Origin of the sequence: Cognatundibacterium squillarum (assembly GCF_014652435.1) — a bacterium.
In the GTDB taxonomy this organism is placed as follows: Bacteria; Pseudomonadota; Gammaproteobacteria; order Burkholderiales; family Burkholderiaceae_D; genus Undibacterium; species Undibacterium squillarum.
In genome coordinates this window covers 1-18,616 of record NZ_BMYU01000013.1, presented here as the reverse complement: position 1 = coordinate 18,616, position 18,616 = coordinate 1, and the positions used below count along the sequence as shown (strand labels likewise).

14 protein-coding genes and 1 tRNA gene are annotated in these 18,616 nt (G+C 52.1%); 2 read left to right on the top strand and 13 right to left on the bottom strand.

Annotated elements, in window-relative coordinates; genetic code table 11:
• Positions 1 to 38: 38 nt before the first annotated feature.
• Positions 39 to 2,177, top strand: a complete 2,139-nt coding sequence (locus IE092_RS18030) for a S9 family peptidase (protein ID WP_229793257.1) — start codon at positions 39 to 41, stop codon at positions 2,175 to 2,177.
• A gap of 392 nt (positions 2,178 to 2,569) precedes the next feature.
• Positions 2,570 to 3,238: a hypothetical protein gene (locus IE092_RS18025; RefSeq protein WP_189358995.1), complete on the top strand. Its 669-nt coding sequence runs from the start codon at positions 2,570 to 2,572 to the stop codon at positions 3,236 to 3,238.
• A gap of 258 nt (positions 3,239 to 3,496) precedes the next feature.
• On the opposite strand, the gene IE092_RS18020 is transcribed toward IE092_RS18025, so the two are convergent.
• The 13 genes from IE092_RS18020 to IE092_RS17960 all read right to left on the bottom strand — a co-directional run.
• Positions 3,497 to 4,309, bottom strand: a complete 813-nt coding sequence (locus IE092_RS18020) for an SPOR domain-containing protein (protein ID WP_189358993.1) — start codon at positions 4,307 to 4,309, stop codon at positions 3,497 to 3,499.
• 5 nt (positions 4,310 to 4,314) lie between these two features.
• A complete protein-coding gene (locus IE092_RS18015; protein WP_189358991.1) occupies positions 4,315 to 5,097 on the bottom strand; it encodes a type III pantothenate kinase in 783 nt (260 codons plus the stop codon).
• 9 nt (positions 5,098 to 5,106) lie between these two features.
• Entirely contained in the window at positions 5,107 to 5,916 is an 810-nt protein-coding gene (locus IE092_RS18010) for a biotin--[acetyl-CoA-carboxylase] ligase (RefSeq protein WP_229793256.1), read from the bottom strand.
• A 168-nt stretch (positions 5,917 to 6,084) separates the two neighbouring features.
• A complete protein-coding gene (gene rpoC, locus IE092_RS18005) occupies positions 6,085 to 10,317 on the bottom strand; it encodes a DNA-directed RNA polymerase subunit beta' (RefSeq protein ID WP_189358989.1) in 4,233 nt (1,410 codons plus the stop codon).
• A 286-nt stretch (positions 10,318 to 10,603) separates the two neighbouring features.
• On the bottom strand, positions 10,604 to 14,710 hold the full coding sequence (gene rpoB, locus IE092_RS18000) for a DNA-directed RNA polymerase subunit beta (RefSeq protein ID WP_189358987.1): 4,107 nt from the start codon (positions 14,708 to 14,710) through the stop codon (positions 10,604 to 10,606).
• 223 nt (positions 14,711 to 14,933) lie between these two features.
• Positions 14,934 to 15,305: a 50S ribosomal protein L7/L12 gene (rplL, locus tag IE092_RS17995; RefSeq protein ID WP_189358985.1), complete on the bottom strand. Its 372-nt coding sequence runs from the start codon at positions 15,303 to 15,305 to the stop codon at positions 14,934 to 14,936.
• Positions 15,306 to 15,364: 59 nt separating this feature from the next.
• Positions 15,365 to 15,862, bottom strand: a complete 498-nt coding sequence (gene rplJ, locus IE092_RS17990; RefSeq protein WP_189358983.1) for a 50S ribosomal protein L10 — start codon at positions 15,860 to 15,862, stop codon at positions 15,365 to 15,367.
• 268 nt (positions 15,863 to 16,130) lie between these two features.
• Positions 16,131 to 16,823 (bottom strand): 50S ribosomal protein L1, encoded by a 693-nt coding sequence (gene rplA / locus IE092_RS17985; RefSeq protein ID WP_189358981.1) that lies wholly within the window; start codon positions 16,821 to 16,823, stop codon positions 16,131 to 16,133.
• The gene (gene rplK / locus IE092_RS17980) at positions 16,823 to 17,254 is read right to left on the bottom strand and encodes a 50S ribosomal protein L11 (protein ID WP_189358979.1); all 432 of its coding nucleotides are present in this window, start codon (positions 17,252 to 17,254) and stop codon (positions 16,823 to 16,825) included. The genes rplA and rplK overlap by 1 nt, the downstream gene beginning before the upstream one ends.
• Before the next feature lie 106 nt (positions 17,255 to 17,360).
• On the bottom strand, positions 17,361 to 17,954 hold the full coding sequence (gene nusG, locus IE092_RS17975; RefSeq protein WP_189358978.1) for a transcription termination/antitermination protein NusG: 594 nt from the start codon (positions 17,952 to 17,954) through the stop codon (positions 17,361 to 17,363).
• Positions 17,954 to 18,337, bottom strand: coding sequence for a preprotein translocase subunit SecE (gene secE / locus IE092_RS17970; protein WP_189358976.1), 384 nt, complete (start codon positions 18,335 to 18,337; stop codon positions 17,954 to 17,956). Before secE ends, nusG begins: the two co-directional genes overlap by 1 nt.
• Before the next feature lie 36 nt (positions 18,338 to 18,373).
• A tRNA-Trp gene (locus IE092_RS17965) sits at positions 18,374 to 18,449 on the bottom strand.
• Positions 18,450 to 18,512: 63 nt separating this feature from the next.
• A partial coding sequence (locus tag IE092_RS17960; RefSeq protein WP_463322633.1) for an EF-Tu C-terminal domain-related protein occupies positions 18,513 to 18,616 on the bottom strand: 104 nt, incomplete at its 5' end.

Genomic DNA, 18,616 nt, shown 5'->3' with positions numbered 1-18,616 from the left:
CGCGCTGGCGGCGATCCAATCCTTTCCACGAGAAAAATATGAAAATCCGACATTTATCCATCGCAGGATTCGTCAGCCTGATGAGTCTGCAGGGAGGAGTCAGTATGGCCGCTTCCAACACCGACAGCATTAAACCGCCGGTCGCTGCAACCAGTCAGTGGCAGGAAGTCCGTCACGGCGAAACTGTGACCGATCCTTACCGCTGGCTGCATAAAAAAGAAGACCCGAAAGTCATCGACTATCTGAAAGCAGAAAACGCTTACACCGATGCAATGACTGCCCATGTGAAACCGCTGGCCGATAAGCTGTTTCAGGAAACCCGTGCGCGCATGAAAGAAACCGACTTATCGGTGCCGGTACGTCGCGGCAACTACTATTACTACAACCGGTTTGAAGCCGGTAAGCAGTATCCGTTTTTCTGCCGCCGTCCTGCTGCTGCCAATGGTCAGGATGATGTAAATGCCAAAGAAGAAATTATGCTGGATGGTAATGCGCTGGCAGAAGGTCAGAAATTCATGGGCATGGGCGGTACGAAGATAAGTCCGGATGCGAATCTGATTGCTTACTGGGTGGATTACACCGGCTACCGCCAGTTCCGTCTGCAGGTGAAAGATTTGCGCAGTGGCAAAGTGCTCAGCGACTCAGTTGAGCGCGTGACCAGCGTGGCCTGGGCGGCAGACAATCAAACCCTGTTTTATACACAGGAAGATCCGGTCACCAAACGTTCTGACCGCTTATTCCGCCTGAAACTGGGCAGCCAGCCTGAGCAAGTGTATTACGAACCGGTAGAACAATTCGCACTGGAAGTCGGCACTACCAAAGACCGCGCATTTGTGATCGTGCATGCACAAAGTACCGATACCACCGAAGACTGGGCGATTCCGGCCGATAAACCAACGACAGCAATGCGCTCCGTTCTCGGTCGTCAAACCGGTCACCGCTACGATACCGATTCGCACAATGGTCAGTTCCTGATCCGCACCAACCGCAATGCACGCAATTTCCGCTTGGTGTCTGCGCCGGTTGCCACACCGGATGAAGCACACTGGACCACGATTGCAGAACATCAGAACGATGGCTTAATCACCGGCTATGAAGTGTTTGAACACTATCTGGCTGTGGCAGAAAAATCGCAGGCACTGAACCGCATCCGCATTTACGATTTTGCGAAAAAGAGCTGGAAAACCATCGCGTTTGACGATCAGGTCTATCTGGCGATGAACACTGGCACACCGGAATACCGCTCCGGCACCATGCGTATCAATTACCAGTCGCCGGTCACACCATCCACGGTGATGGAAGTTGATCTGGCAAGCGGTCAGCGCAAAGTCCTGAAGCAGCAGGAAGTGCTGGGTGGCTATGACGCCAGCCGCTACGAAGCCCGCCGCATCTGGGTGACAGCGCGCGATGGCGTGCGTGTACCGGCCTGGGCTGTCATGAAAAAAGGCGTGGAACTGAACGGCAAAGCACCGCTGCTGCTGTACGCCTATGGCAGCTACGGCATTTCGATGGAACCATCGTTCTCGCTGGCCAGACTCAGTCTGCTGGATCGCGGCGTGATCTATGTGCAGGCCCACATCCGTGGCGGTACTGAAATGGGTGAACACTGGCATGACGACGGCATGCTGATGAAAAAGAAAAATACGTTCTATGACTTCATCGACGTGGCCGAATATCTGACCAAAAACGGCTGGACCAGCCGCGACCGCCTGATCATTGAAGGCGGCAGCGCCGGTGGTTTGCTGATGGGTGCCGTCACCAATATGCGTCCGGATCTGTTCAAAGCCGTCCACGCCGCCGTACCGTTTGTGGACGTGATGAACACCATGATGGACGCCAGCCTGCCGCTGACCACAGGTGAGTATCTGGAATGGGGTAATCCGAACGAAAAAGCCGCGTACGACTACATGCGCAGCTATTCGCCTTACGACAATCTGGAGAAAAAAGCTTATCCGGCAATGCTGGTCACCACCGGTCTGAACGATAGTCAGGTGATGTACTGGGAACCGGCCAAATATGTCGCCAAACTGCGTACCCTGAAAACGGACAACAATCCGCTGCTGCTGAAAATGAATATGGACGCCGGTCACGGCGGTGCTTCCGGCCGCTACGACGCGCTGAAAGAAACCGCATTCAATTTCGCATGGATGCTGGATCAGTGGGGCATCAAAGAATAAGCACCTGCCTTCATTCTTTGTGTGCCTGACAAAAAAGCCCGGACTGGTTCCGGGCTTTTTTTCGTTCAGCACTGCAACTGTGTTTTCACCGGCATTGTCGTCCGCAGCAGCGCAACCCACACGCAACTATGCCGCTATCCGCATCCGCCATTTCCGCAAGCCCGGACTTTCTGCCGACGACAGCGGGGGTGCTGTGCTGAACACCGCATTTGAGGTGTTTTTGGGTGGATTTCAGAGCCATCCTCAGATCTGTGGAGCTGGTATCCGGAGCACGCGCTGCCGTTGGATTTTTTCCTGCCTCAGCAATCGAAACACTTGCCGCGCTGGCGGAACGGTTAAGATAAGTGCTGCCCTGATCTGTTCACTTTCTGACGATTTTTGTGAGGTTGCCCGTGTTCCCTTTCCTGCAACGCGCATTGCTGCGCACAAGCCTGTCAGCATTGCTCTGGTGTTGCGCTGCGCACAGCGGGGCGGCGGATACCGGTCATCTGCTGCAAAACTATGCTGCGCAACTGTTGCCGGACAGCGTGCTGCACTACGCCAGCCAGCCTGAGGGCAGGCAACGCCAGCGCATCGCCGGGATTGTGCATGGTAAGAATCCGGCGGAGCGGCAGGCGCTGCTGTTTGTGCTGGATTTGCACGATGACGGGCGTATGCAGGAAATTCTGCGCTCTGCCACTTTCGATTTTTCTGATCCCAGCGCCCGTACCGATATTGAGATTGTGGAAAGCCACGGAAATCAGCGATTTTCGCTGCAGGTGAATGCGCGCAGTGCCTGCGGCGTGTATGTGTCGGTGTACCGCTTTGCGCTGATACGCGGTGAGTGGCGGGTAACCGGACTGGATACCAGTGAACCGGCGTGTGGCCCGCAGCAGCAAATTGAACCGGGAACCGAAGTTTCACGCAACTTCCTCAGCGGCAAACATATCACCCGTGAATTCCGTCGCGCAAAAGTCCTCCGTACAGACATACATCAGCATCCGTATCCGGTATTTCCGCTGCAAAATTTTGCGATCTTTGACAGGCGCTACGAACAGGAACCGGCCGCCGCCCGTCCGTAAACTGCAGGTATCGCGGCAGTGCCGCAGTCGGGCGCTGTGCAGTTATCCGCATTCCCCATTTCCGCAAGCCCGGACTTTCTGCCGACGACAGCGGGGGTGCTGTGCTGAACACCGCATTTGAGGGGTTTTGAGGCACTTTCTGAGGTCTGGCGAGACCGTGGTGGCACAGCGGCAGGCAATACAAACTGTGGCTGGTAACGCCCGTAAAAAAAGCCCGTTGCGCTGGCAACGGGCTTTCGTGCAGATCAGGCTGAAATTTTACTGCTGACGGGTGGTTTTATTGTCCTGACAGCTGCGGGTGTCAAAGGCAGGCAGGCTGGCTTTGATGCTTTCCCATTTGGCCTGTTCATCCGCGGTGACCTGACGGAACTGGAAGGCGAAACGGGTGGAGCTGACGGCGCGCGGCATGATACGGGCGGTGCGCACGCCTTTGTTGTTCAGCTGCGCTAAATGCTGTTTGGCGGCTTCTTCGGTTTTAAATACGCCAAGCGAAATGCCCCATTTCAGCGCGCTCTGATCCTGAATCACAAAGTAATCGCCAACGCCGATGCGTTTCAGCTCGCCGACTTTTTTATCCGCACCTTCTTTGCTGCCCTGCGACGGGATGTACACCATGTGGGTCGCGGTTTCATTAATGTTCACACGGCTCTGGCGATCGCCGAGACCAAGCGTGCGTAATTTCTCTTCCACCTTTGCCAGATCAGTTTGCTGAAAATTGCCGATTTCCATACAGGCGATCGGTTCAGGCTTTTTCTCGGCTTTGGCTTCGGGCTTAGCATCTGCCTTCGCGTCCGGTTTAGCGTCCGGTTTAGCGTCCGATTTAGCATCAGCTTTGGCATCAGCTTTTTTCTCGCCTTCGCCTTCCGTTTTAGCAGCATCCGCGTCTGCACCGTCGGCAGCCGGTGCAGTAGCGGCGCTGGCCGCAACCTGTTTCAGCAGGTTCACATGGTGTTGTTGTTTCAGGCGCTCAGGCTCGCGGGTGTCGAGCGTCCAGTGACCCAGCCAGCCCATCTGAAAAGCGGCCAGACCAGCGTTTGCTGCTACCAGTACCCAAAATAAAAATCGCAACATAAATATTATTGTTGAAAGAGTTCCGGATGGGATTGTGCCACGACCCGCAAGCCCGTCAAGACCAGCGACGGGATCGCTTCGGCGCGACCCTGCAAATGCGGCAACAGGTAAGGCGCTGCCCCGCCGGAAATCAGGCAGCGCACCGGTTTGCCGGTTTGCTGTTCGCGTGCCTGTAGCGCTTGCAGAATCGCACCGGTCTGGGCATGAATGCAGCCGCTGACAATGGCCTGATCGGTATTATCCGCGAATGGCTGGCTGACTTGTATGCTTTCTGCGACTTGCGGCAATTGCGCGGTTTGTTTTGCCAGCGATTCCGCCATCAGTTTCAGGCCGGGCAAAATCATGCCGCCTTCAAAATGACCGGCGCTGCTGACGATATCCACCGTGGTGGCAGTGCCACAAGTGGCGATCAGTAACTCTTGCTGCGGAAACAGTGCACGCGCGCCGATTGCGGTGGCAAAACGGTCTGATCCCAGCCGCTCTGGAAACCGGTAATGATTTTCCATACCGGCGACGCAGGCAGCGGAACGGAAACGCACGGACTTAAGCGCCGGAAATGCCTGCGCCAGACGCTGCTCTATCGCTTGCTGCAAAGCGTCACCGGCAACATTCGAGATCAGCACGCGGCTGACCGGCAAATGCTGCCATTCAGCAAGCGCGCTATCGAGTGCATCATGCGCCAGCGATTCCATGCGCAGCCATGCCGACAGGCGCGTTTCCGGCGCAGCCTGCTCATCGGGCAGCGCCCATTTCACGCGGGTGTTACCGGCATCAATCAAAAGCAGCATGTTGATTTCCTATTCCTTAACCGGGCGCAATGATACATCGCCACTGACCACCCTGCGCACACCGGCAGGCGTGTTCAGCAACAGATAGCCTTCTTCATCGACGCCCAGCGCCTGCCCTTCCATCAAGACTTTGCCCTGATCCTGGATCTGCACCATTTGTCCTTCAAACACATGCAAGGCATTCCAGCGTGCAGCAAACGGGGCAAAACCGCTGATCGCAAACTGTTCCAGCAAACGCGCCAGTGCATTCAGCAAGGTGCCGAGTAACTGATTTCTGTCCATTTGCGCCAGCCATGGCGCATCCGCCACCTGCACACCGAGGGTCGCTTCCAGTGCTTCCGGCACCAGCAGATTTAAACCGATACCCCCGACTATCCATGTGCCGCCACCCGCTGCCGGTGCGGACTCGACGAGGATACCCCCCATTTTTTTGCCATCGCGCCAGATGTCATTCGGCCATTTCAGCCCGACCGGCACCGCCAGCCCTTTCAGGGTTTCGGCGACTGCCAGACCAATCACCAGCGGCAAGCCCATTAGTTGCGCACCGGACTGCGGCAGTTTCCACGCCAGCGAAAAAGTCAGCACTCCGCCCGGCACCGACAGCCAGCTGCGACCGGCACGACCGCGACCTGCGGTCTGGCGTTCTGCCACCAGCAGCAGCGGGCGCTCCAGCGTTGCGAGTCGCTGCATCAGATCAGTATTGGTGGAACCGGTTTCCTGCACCACTTCCACGTCAGCCAGCACGCCGAAGGCATCACGCCAGCCGGCAATCGCCTGTGCATTCAATAATTGCGAATTTCCTGTATTGCTCATCATCATATTCAGGAATGCCGCAGCTTACGCGCAGCGTTTGCATCAGCAAAGATGCTGTGAATCGCGATACACGCACTAAACGCGCTATTCCTGTTTCTCACTTTTGTAAAAATCCATAAAAAAACGGCACCGGAAAATTCTCCGGTGCCGTTTTCAGATCAGCATACTGCCAGATCAGGCTTCGCCGCCTTCTGCGATATCAGGTGCTGCGAACTCTGCAGTTTCAACAGCCACTGATGCGCGTTCAGCTTCCAGCAATGCCTGACGCTCATCCGCTTCCCAGCCTTCTTTCAGCTTGCGGGCGCGGTGGAATGCCAGACCGGTACCTGCAGGGATCAGACGACCAACAATGACGTTTTCTTTCAGACCACGCAGACCGTCTTTTTTGCCCATGATCGCTGCTTCGGTCAGAACACGGGTAGTTTCCTGGAACGACGCTGCGGAGATGAAGGAATCTGTCGACAGAGACGCTTTGGTAATACCCAGCAGGATGTTTTCATAAGTTGCAGGAATACCGTCGATCTTGTTAACGCGATCGTTTTCATCCAGCAATTCAGAACGTTCAACCTGTTCACCAACGATGTAGTTCGTATCGCCAGGGTTCACAACCACAACACGGCGCAGCATCTGACGCACGATCACTTCGATGTGTTTGTCATTGATCTTAACGCCCTGCAAGCGGTAAACGTCCTGCACTTCGTCAACGATATAACGTGCCAGCGCTTCGATACCCAGCAGGCGCAGGATGTCTTGCGGATCAGCCGGGCCGTCCACAATCATTTCACCCTTGTTCACCACCTGGCCGTCATGCACCAGAACCTGTTTATCTTTGGTGATCAGGAACTCATGTTTCTGACCGTCCATGTCGGTGATTTCCAGACGTTGTTTACCTTTGGTTTCTTTACCAAACGCAACCGTACCTGTCACCTCTGCCAGCATACCGGCATCTTTCGGAGAACGGGCTTCGAACAGTTCCGCAACACGTGGGAGACCACCGGTAATATCACGGGTTTTTTGCGATTCAGTCGGGATACGCGCCAGAACTTCACCCACGGAAACGTGCTGACCGTCTTTCACGGTAATCAGCGCGCCAACCTGGAAGCCGATCGTTACAGCGTGTTCTGTACCGGCAATTTTCACTTCCTGACCGAATTCGTTCAGCAGTTTCACTTGCGGACGTACAGATTTACCTGCTGCGCCACGGCGTTTCGGATCGATAACGACCAGTGTGGACAGACCTGTTACCTCGTCAACCTGTTTCGCAACGGTTACGCCTTCTTCGACGTTTTCGAACTTCACAGTACCGGTGTACTCAGTGATGATCGGACGTGTCAGCGGATCCCATGTTGCCAGTGGTGTACCGGCTTTGATCACGTTACCGTCTTTCACCAGCAGTGTCGCACCGTAAGGCACTTTATGACGTTCACGCTCACGGCCCAGATCGTCAGTGATCAGCACTTCACCGGAACGGGAAATCACGATCTGATCGCCTTTGCCGTTCGTCACATAACGCATGGTTGCTGTGAAACGCACGGTACCGTTGGATTTTGCTTCAACGGAAGATGCAATCGCTGCACGGGACGCCGCACCACCAATGTGGAACGTACGCATGGTCAGCTGTGTACCCGGTTCACCGATCGACTGCGCAGCGATAACACCGACTGCTTCACCGGAGTTCACCAGAGAACCGCGGCCCAGATCACGGCCGTAGCACTTCGCGCACAGACCATAACGGGTTTCGCAGGACAGTGGTGTGCGGACTTTCACTTCGTCGATACCCAGTGCTTCGATCTTCTCGACAGCAGCTTCATCCAGCAGTGTGCCAGGATGGAACAGGGTTTCCTGTGTTTCAGGATTCACGACTTCGTTTGCAGTCACACGACCCAGAATCAGTTCGCGCAGCGGAACGTTAACTTCACCGCCTTCAACGATGGCTTTCATCGCGGAACCATTGCTTGTGCCGCAATCGTCTTCGGTAACAACCAGATCCTGTGTAACGTCAACCAGACGACGTGTCAGGTAACCGGAGTTCGCTGTTTTCAGCGCCGTATCTGCCAGACCTTTACGCGCACCGTGAGTGGAAATAAAGTACTGCAGAACGTTCAGACCTTCACGGAAGTTCGCGGTAATCGGTGTTTCAATAATGGAGCCGTCAGGTTTTGCCATCAGACCACGCATACCTGCCAGCTGACGAATCTGTGCTGCAGAACCACGCGCACCGGAGTCGGCCATCATGTAAATCGAGTTGAAGGATTCCTGTGTGGAGTTGGTGCCGTCACGTTTCACGACTGGCTCAACTTTCAGCTGTTCCATCATCGCTTTACCGACTTCGTCACCGGTTTTACCCCAGATATCAACCACTTTGTTGTAGCGTTCGCCGGCAGTTACCAGACCGGAAGCATATTGCTGCTCGATCTGTTTCACTTCCTGTTCAGCTTTTGCTACCAGATCCACTTTTTGCGGCGGAATCAGCATGTCGTCGATACAGATAGAAATACCTGCACGGGTCGCCAGGCGGAAACCGGATTGCATCAGCTGGTCAGCAAACACAACTGTTGCACGCAGACCGCACTTACGGAAGGAAGTGTCGATCAGACGGGAGATTTCTTTTTTCTTCAGCGGACGGTTCAGTACGCTGAATGGCAGACCTTTCGGCAGAATTTCCGACAGGATGGCACGGCCAACGGTGGTTTCGTAACGTTTGATCGTTTTAACGAATTCACCGGTTGCGGCATCTTTCGGATATTCCGTGATACGCACAGTAATACGTGTGGTCAGCTCAACTTCTTTGTTTTCCCATGCACGGATCGCTTCGGACACGTCAGGGAACATCATGCCTTCGCCTTTACCAGCGATACGTTCACGGGTCGCGTAGTACAGACCCAGAACGATATCCTGAGAAGGAACGATGGATGGTTCGCCGTTGGATGGGAACAGAATGTTGTTCGATGCCAGCATCAGTGTACGTGCTTCCATCTGTGCTTCGACAGACAGAGGAACGTGGACCGCCATCTGGTCACCGTCAAAGTCCGCATTGAATGCAGCACAGACCAGCGGATGCAGCTGGATCGCTTTACCTTCGATCAGAACCGGTTCAAACGCCTGAATACCCAGACGGTGCAGCGTAGGCGCACGGTTCAGCATGATCGGATGTTCGCGGATCACTTCTTCCAGAATATCCCAGACCACTGGCTCTTGTTGTTCAACCAGTTTCTTCGCTGCTTTGATGGTCGTTGCCAGACCCATCAGTTCCAGTTTATTGAAGATGAATGGTTTGAACAGTTCCAGCGCCATCAGTTTTGGCAGACCGCACTGATGCAGTTTCAGCTGAGGACCAACCACGATAACGGAACGGCCGGAGTAGTCAACACGTTTACCCAGCAAGTTCTGACGGAAACGACCGCCTTTACCTTTGATCATTTCAGCCAGCGATTTCAGCGGACGCTTGTTCGCACCTGTCATCGCCTTACCACGACGGCCGTTATCCAGCAGGGAGTCAACCGCTTCCTGCAGCATACGTTTTTCGTTGCGGGTAATGATTTCCGGAGCGCGCAGTTCCATCAGGCGCTTCAGACGATTATTACGGTTAATCACGCGGCGGTACAGATCGTTCAGATCGGAAGTCGCGAAACGGCCACCATCCAGCGGAACCAGCGGACGCAGTTCCGGCGGCAGTACCGGCAGAACTTCCATAATCATCCAGTCAGGCTTGATGCCAGAACGCTGGAATGCTTCCAGAACTTTCAGACGCTTTGCGTATTTCTTGATCTTGGCTTCAGACTTGGACTCTTTCAGCTCAGTACGCAGTGCTTCGACTTCGCGGTCGATGTCGATAGAACGCAGCAGTTCACGGATACCTTCTGCACCCATAAACGCAGTGAATTCATCACCGTATTCTTCGTATTTTGCAGCGAAATCGTCTTCCGACATGATCTGGCATTTTTTCAGCGGCGTCATGCCCGGATCGGTCACAACATATGCTTCAAAGTACAGAACGCGCTCGATATCGCGCAGTGTCATGTCCAGAACCATACCCAGACGGGATGGCAGGGATTTCAGGAACCAGATGTGTGCAGTCGGAGAAGCCAGTTCAATATGGCCCATACGCTCACGACGTACTTTTGCCAGCGTTACTTCAACGCCGCATTTTTCACAGATCACACCACGGTGTTTCAGACGCTTGTACTTACCGCACAGGCATTCGTAGTCTTTGATCGGGCCAAAAATTTTGGCGCAGAACAGACCGTCACGCTCCGGTTTGAATGTACGGTAGTTGATGGTTTCCGGTTTTTTGACCTCACCATACGACCAGGAACGGATTTTGTCCGGTGACGCCAGACCAATTTTGATCGCGTCGAACTGTTCGTTAGGCTGGACTTGCTTGAATAAATCGAGCAGAGCTTTCATTGATGTCACTCCATTAAAGCGCCTGTGGCGCCCGGTGGCTGAAGATGCTGCAAGTGTGCATTCGTCGCTGACCCTGTTCGCATCAGCGGGAGAGCCCGGGGTGCATGCTGCACGCGGGTTCCGCGGATACCGGGAACGAAAAGCCACTTCCAAACTGCTGATAATTAAACGACTAAAGCCCGAAACACGTTCGGGCATAGTCAATTACTGAGATACTGCAAATTCTGTTACTTCAGCGACTGGTGAGCGCTTGTCAGTAAGCAAGCGCTCACAGCGAATTCGCTGATCAGTCACGTTCCAGATCGATATCGATACCCAGAGAACGAATCTCTTTGACCAGAACGTTGAACGATTCCGGCATACCTGCATCGATCACGTGATCACCTTTTACCAGGTTTTCATAAACCTTAGTACGGCCGTTCACGTCATCTGACTTCACGGTCAGCATCTCTTGCAATACATAAGATGCGCCGTATGCTTCCAGTGCCCAAACCTCCATCTCACCGAAACGCTGACCACCAAACTGCGCTTTACCGCCGAGTGGTTGCTGCGTGACCAGAGAGTAAGGACCGGTCGAGCGGGCATGCATTTTATCATCAACTAAGTGATGCAGCTTGAGAACATGCATGTAACCGACGGTTACGCGACGTTCAAATGCTTCACCGGTACGTCCATCGTACAGTGTGACCTGGTTTTTGGTCTCATTCATACCCAGATGGGCAGCAATGTGATCAGGGTAAGCCAGATTCAGCATACGACGGATTTCCGATTCATGCGCACCGTCGAACACCGGTGTTGCGAACGGCACACCGTTTTTCAGGTTGTTCGCCAGTTCCAGCACTTCACCGTCAGTCAGGCCTTCCAGATCTTCTTTCTTGCCGGACTCGTTATAAATCTTGCCCAGGAAGCCACGCAGCTCATCAGCCTGTGCTTTTGCTTTCAGCATTTCGCCGATACGCAGACCCAGACCTTTTGCCGCCCAGCCCAGATGCACTTCCAGAACCTGACCCACGTTCATACGGGATGGAACACCCAGCGGATTCAGAACGATATCTGCCGGCGTACCATCAGCCATGTATGGCATGTCTTCGATCGGAACGATGCGGGAAACCACACCCTTATTACCGTGACGACCCGCCATCTTGTCACCTGGCTGCAGACGGCGTTTTACCGCGAGGTAAACTTTCACCATCTTCTGTACGCCCGGCGGCAATTCGTCGCCCTGTGTCAGTTTGGTACGTTTTTCTTCGAACGCCAGATCGAACTGGTGACGCTTCTCAGCAATCGAATCTTTCATTGCAACCAGTGCGTTCGCAGCTTCGTCTGACGCCAGACGGATGTCGAACCACTGATATTTATCGATGCTTGCCAGGTATTCGCGAGTGATCTTGCTGCCTTTAGCCAGCTTATTCGGGCCACCGTCAGCAATTTTGCTCTCGAGCATACGCTCCAGACGCTCAAACGCATCGCCTTCCACAATACGCAGCTGGTCATTCAGATCGAGACGGTAACGTTTCAGTTCGTCGTCGATAATTTGCTGCGCACGTTTGTCGCGCTGGATACCTTCGCGGGTGAATACCTGAACATCAATTACAGTACCTACCATACCGGATGGTACGCGCAGAGATGTATCTTTTACGTCAGAAGCCTTTTCACCGAAAATTGCACGCAGCAGTTTTTCTTCCGGTGTCAGCTGAGTTTCACCTTTTGGTGTTACTTTACCAACCAGTGTATCGCCGGCGGAAACTTCTGCACCGATATAAACGATACCGGATTCATCCAGACGTGCCAGCTGATTTTCAGCCAGGTTGGAAATATCACGGGTAATTTCTTCAGGGCCCAGCTTAGTATCACGTGCAACAACGGACAGTTCTTCGATATGGATAGAAGTGTAACGGTCATCCGAAACCACTTTTTCCGAAATCAGGATCGAATCCTCGAAGTTGTAGCCGTTCCATGGCATAAACGCGACCAGCATATTCTGACCCAGCGCCAGCTCGCCCAGATCGGTCGAAGCGCCGTCAGCCAGAACGTCACCCTTCGCAACCACGTCACCGACTTTTACGATAGGACGCTGGTTGATGTTGGTGTTCTGATTGGAACGTGTGTATTTGATCAGGTTGTAGATATCCACACCGACTTCACCAGCCTGTGCTTCTTCATCATTAACACGAATCACGATACGGCCCGCATCAACGTAATCTACTTTACCGCCACGCAATGCCTGTACGGTTGTACCGGAGTCAACTGCAACAGTACGTTCGATACCTGTACCGACAAATGCTTTTTCAGGACGCAGACAAGGAACTGCCTGACGTTGCATGTTGGCACCCATCAACGCACGGTTCGCATCATCGTGTTCAAGGAACGGAATCAGCGATGCCGCTACAGAAACCACCTGACCGGTCGCAACGTCCATGTACTGAACACGTTCCGGAGAAACCAGAATCGTTTCACCAGCCTGACGGGAAGAAACCAGTTCGTCGATCAGCGTACCTTCTGCATCGATCGTCGCATTCGCCTGAGCGATCACATAACGACCTTCTTCAATCGCAGACAGGTATTCGATCTGATTGGTAATCTTCTTGTCGATCACTTTACGGTATGGTGTTTCCAGGAAACCATACTCATTCAGACGGGAATACAACGCCAGCGAGTTGATCAGACCAATGTTCGGACCTTCTGGTGTTTCAATCGGACATACGCGACCGTAGTGTGTCGGATGAACGTCACGTACTTCGAAGCCGGCACGTTCACGTGTCAGACCACCAGGACCCAGCGCGGAAATACGACGTTTATGCGTAATTTCAGACAATGGGTTAGTCTGATCCATAAACTGCGACAACTGCGAAGAACCAAAGAATTCGCGGATTGCCGCAGAAATTGGTTTGGAGTTGATCAGATCGTGAGGCATCAGATTGTCAGATTCAGCCTGACCCAGACGCTCTTTCACTGCACGTTCAACACGTACCAGACCTGCACGGAACTGGTTCTCAGCCAGCTCACCAACGCAACGCACACGACGGTTACCCAGATGGTCGATATCGTCGACTTCGCCGCGACCATTACGCAGTTCCACCAGGATCTTGATCACTGCCAGAATATCTTCGTTGGACAATGTCATTGCGCCGGTCAGTTCATCACGACCGATACGGCGGTTGAACTTCATACGACCGACTGCAGACAAATCGTAACGGTCTTCACTGTAGAACAAGCCATTGAACAGCGCTTCAACAGATTCTTCTGTCGGCGGTTCGCCTGGGCGCATCATGCGGTAAATCGCAACACGGGCAGCCATCTGGTCGGCTGTATCGTCCATACGCAGTGTCTGGGAGATATATGCACCCTGATCCAGATCATTTGTGTACAGTGTCTGAATATCGCGAATGCCTGCACGACGCAGACTGCTCAGCAATTCTTCTGTCAGCTCATCGTTAGCACTTGCTACAACTTCGCCTGTATCAGGGTCGACGATGTTCTTCGCCAGTACGCGGCCGAGCAGATACTCTTCCGGTACGGAAATGTGCTTAACTCCACCTGCCTCAATTTCACGTACGTGTTTAGCGTTGATACGCTTGTCTTTCGCAACGATAACCTTACCGGACTTATCAGTAATATCGAAACGGGCAACTTCACCGCGCAGACGCTCAGCGACGAATTCCATTTCCGCACCTTCGCTGTGCAGACTGAAATTATCGAAGTTAAAGAAGTTAGCCAGAATCTGCTCATTATTCATGCCAATAGCACGAAGCAGAATCGTTACCGGCATCTTACGACGACGGTCGATACGGAAGTACAGAATATCCTTCGGATCAAACTCGAAATCCAGCCAGGATCCACGGTAGGGAATAATACGTGCCGAGAACAGCAGCTTTCCTGATGAATGTGTCTTACCACGGTCATGTTCAAAGAACACGCCAGGAGAACGGTGTAACTGGGAAACAATAACGCGTTCGGTACCGTTAATCACAAACGAGCCGGTGGTCGTCATCAAAGGCAATTCGCCCATGTAGACTTCCTGCTCTTTCATTTCTTTAATCACTGGCTTGGTCGGCGATTCTTTATCCAGAATAACCAGACGTACTTTTGCACGCAGAGGCGCTGCAAAAGTCAGGCCACGCAACTGACATTCTTTAACGTCAAATGCCGGATCACCCAGAACATAGGACAAGAACTCCAGGCGAGCAAAGCCGTTGTGAGAAACGATAGGGAAAATCGATGTGAAGGCAGACTGCAAACCTTCATTTTTTCTTTCTGCAAAAGCTCTGTCTTCTTGCAGGAAGTTTTTGTAGGACTCGATTTGAGTCGCCAGCAGGAACGGTACGTTGTGAACGTTGGCGCGTTTCGCAAACGATTTACGAATACGCTTCTTCTCAGTAAATGAGTAGTGCATGGACACTCCGTGAGTGACAAGGAAGGATGGAGAATTCAGGATTCCTGACGCCTTGTGTCTTGCAGCGACAAAAAACCTCAAGTCTCAGCCCTTCAGGCTTATCAAAATTTTAATGGTTCAAACAAAACAATACAAACGCCAAAGATGCCAAAGAGGAACCCTCTCTTTCAAGAGGATTCCTGCTTCGACACAGGCAGATCCGGAGATCTGCCGTAAAACGGAATTACTTGAGCTCTGCTTTCGCGCCAGCATCTTCCAGTTTTTTCTTAGCAGCTTCAGCGTCAGCTTTAGCGATGCCTTCTTTAACTGCTTTAGGTGCGCCGTCAACCAGGTCTTTAGCTTCTTTCAAGCCCAGACCAGTGATTTCGCGAACTGCTTTAATTACGCCAACTTTGTTGGAGCCAGCTTCGGTCAGAATTACGTTGAATTCTGTTTGTTCTTCAGCTGCTGCTGCAGGACCAGCTGCTGCAGGACCAGCTGCAACTGCTGCTGCGGAAACGCCGAATTTTTCTTCGAAAGCTTTTACCAGGTCGTTCAGATCCATTACGGACATCGCGCCTACGGCTTCCAGGATATCGTCTTTGCTAATTGCCATTTGAAACTCCAATTAATTAATTACATTGATACGGTATTTGACGAAAACAAAAACTGCAATTAAGCAGCTTCTGCTTCTTTCTTCGCTGCCACAGCTGCCAGAGCGCGTGCGAATGCAGATACAGGTGCCTGCATCATGCCCACAACTTGCGCCAACAGTACTTCGCGGCTTGGGATGCTTGCCAGTGCAACAACACCAGCTTTATCCAGCGATTTGCCTGCATAGTTACCTGCTTTAACAACCAGTTTGTCATTGCTTTTTGCAAAGTCGTTTACAACTTTTGCAGCAGCAACAGCATCATCCGAGATCGCATAGATCAGCGGACCGGTCATTTCAGAAGCGAGGCTTTCGAATGCAGTACCCTCAACAGCGCGACGTGCGAGTGTGTTTTTCAACACGCGCATGTAAACGCCCTGAGCACGTGCGCTAGCACGCAGTTGCGTCAAATGACCGACCTGGATGCCACGGTATTCAGCTACGACGATAGTCTGTGCAGTTGCAACTTTTGCAGAGACTTCAGCGACGACAGCCTTTTTGTCATTCAGATTGAGACTCACGGTCAACCTCCATTAATGATATTTGAACCATGCAGCGGAATGCTGCATCGCTCGCCTATCGTTTCGAACACGGCGTCCGAAGTTAGGAGTTTCACTGGCGAACCAGTAATCACTACAAAACTTGTTCGGGTACACCATCTGCGCTGGGTTTTTGCATACCGCCAAAAAATTAACTGATTTTTCAGCCCAACGGTCTTTGACACTCTGAGTGCTTATCGCACTCAGCCCAAAGATTCGCCTGACCGGATTCCGGCCAGGGCTTAATTTTTTACGCCAGGTTTGCGTGATCTACACGTACGCCTGCACCCATCGTGGAAGACAGGGAGACTTTACGCAGGTACACACCTTTAGAAGACGCAGGTTTTGCTTTGTTCAGAGCATCGATCAGAGCAACCAGGTTAGCCTTCAGGTCCGCGTCGTTAAACGATTTACGGCCGATAGTGGAGTGAATGATACCTGCTTTGTCAGTACGGTACTGAACCTGACCAGCTTTTGCATTTTTAACTGCAGTAGCAACGTCTGGAGTTACTGTACCAACTTTTGGATTAGGCATCAGGCCACGTGGACCCAGAACCTGACCCAGAGTACCAACGATACGCATTGTATCAGGGGCAGCGATCACAACGTCGAATGGCATGTCGCCGGCTTTAACGCGTTCAGCCAGATCTTCCATACCTACGATATCTGCACCAGCTGCTTTCGCTTCTTCAGCTTTTGCACCTTGTGCAAATACAGCAACGCGTACAGATTTACCTGTACCCGCAGGCAGAACAACCGCGCCACGGACAACCTGGTCAGATTTCTTAGGATCTACACCCAGTTGAACTGCAACATCGATAGACTCATTGAATTTCGCAGTTGCGCATTCTTTGATCAGAGCGATTGCATCGTCGAAACCGTAAGATTTTGTACGATCAATTTTACCTGCCAGCGCTTTTGCTTTTTTAGTCAACTTAGCCATTACAGTCCCTCCACCGTGATACCCATAGAACGGGCAGAACCAGCGATAGTACGGATAGCCGCTTCCATATCAGCTGCAGTCAGATCTTTTGCTTTTACTTTTGCGATTTCTTCAGCTTGCGCACGAGTGATCTTACCTACTTTATCAGTGTGCGGCTTCGGAGAACCTTTAGTAATACCAGCAGCTTTTTTGATCATGTATGTTGCAGGTGGAGTCTTCATCACGAAAGTGAAAGACTTGTCTGCAAATGCGGTGATCACAACCGGAATCGGCATGCCTGGTTCCATACCTTGAGTCTGTGCATTGAATGCTTTGCAGAACTCCATGATGTTCAGACCACGTTGACCCAGAGCTGGACCGATTGGAGGGGATGGGTTTGCTTTACCTGCTGGCACTTGCAGCTTGATAAAGCCAATAATTTTCTTTGCCATGTTGGCTCCTGTTAAATTGAGTATTAACGCCCTGTTTCTCAGCAATTGAAACCGGGCTCCTCGCTGTTGTCAGTTTCAGCTTACGCCAGGCACTGACAAGCCTGAATCAGACCTTCTCTACCTGAGCAAACTCCAGCTCAACTGGAGTTGCACGGCCAAAAATCGTCACAGTAACGCGGATTTTTGATTTTTCGTAATTCACTTCTTCAATCATGCCGTTGAAATCAGTGAATGGACCTTCTTTGATACGAACGATCTCACCAACCTCGTACAGCACTTTTGGTCTTGGCTTCTCAACACCATCCTGCATTTGCTGCAAAATCTTATCTACTTCGTGCTGAGGAATCGGTGACGGCTTATTCGCTTTACCACCGATAAAACCGGTAACTTTGCTTGTGTTTTTAACCAAGTGCCATGTATCGTCGGTCATTTCCATTTCGACGAAAACATAACTAGGGAACAGTCGGCGCTCAGTCACAGCCTTACGCCCGTTGCGCACTTCAATCACTTCTTCCGTAGGAACAAGAATGCGGCCAAATTTATCCTGCATTTCAGCGCGTTCGATGCGCTCTACCAAGGCACGCTGAACACTTTTTTCCATACCGGAATAGGCATGCACTGCATACCATTTTTTAGCACTTTTAGGCACAGACACCTCTGGCGCTGCACCTTGTTCGTTTTCCTGAATGTTTTCGCTCATTATTTTTTCCATCCGAGGATTACGTCATACAACAAAATCTCCAGGATCTTATCAGTTCCCCAGAGGAAAATTGCCATAATCAACACAAAACCAAAAACTACTGCAGTAATTTGCCCCGCCTCTTTGCGAGAAGGCCAGACTACTTTTTTAGTTTCGCGTACAGATTCTTTACCGAATTCAATGATGCCTGCACCAAGATCAGAGATCGCGATCAGACCACCACCGACGATGAGACCTGCAACCAGCGCAGCTGCACGAATCCAGCCAGACTGACCTGCCAGCAGATAAAATCCAACGATACCAGCTACAACAGCAACAACCGCCAGAATGACTTTTACTTTGTCATTGGAGGTACTCACCGTTTCAACGGATTGACTAGACATACTGTTTAAACTTTCGATGCGCCGCAGGCTAGACGGTGGCAGGGGCGGAGGGAATCGAACCCCCAGCCTACGGTTTTGGAGACCGTCGCTCTGCCAATTGAGCTACACCCCTGTACCTGAGAAACAACTTGACTTGATGTGGCGATCAGAACAGATCGCCACATTATAACCGATATTACTCGATAATTTTCGCTACAACGCCCGCACCAACGGTACGACCGCCTTCACGGATCGCGAAACGCAGACCTTCTTCCATAGCGATCGGGGAAATCAGTTTCA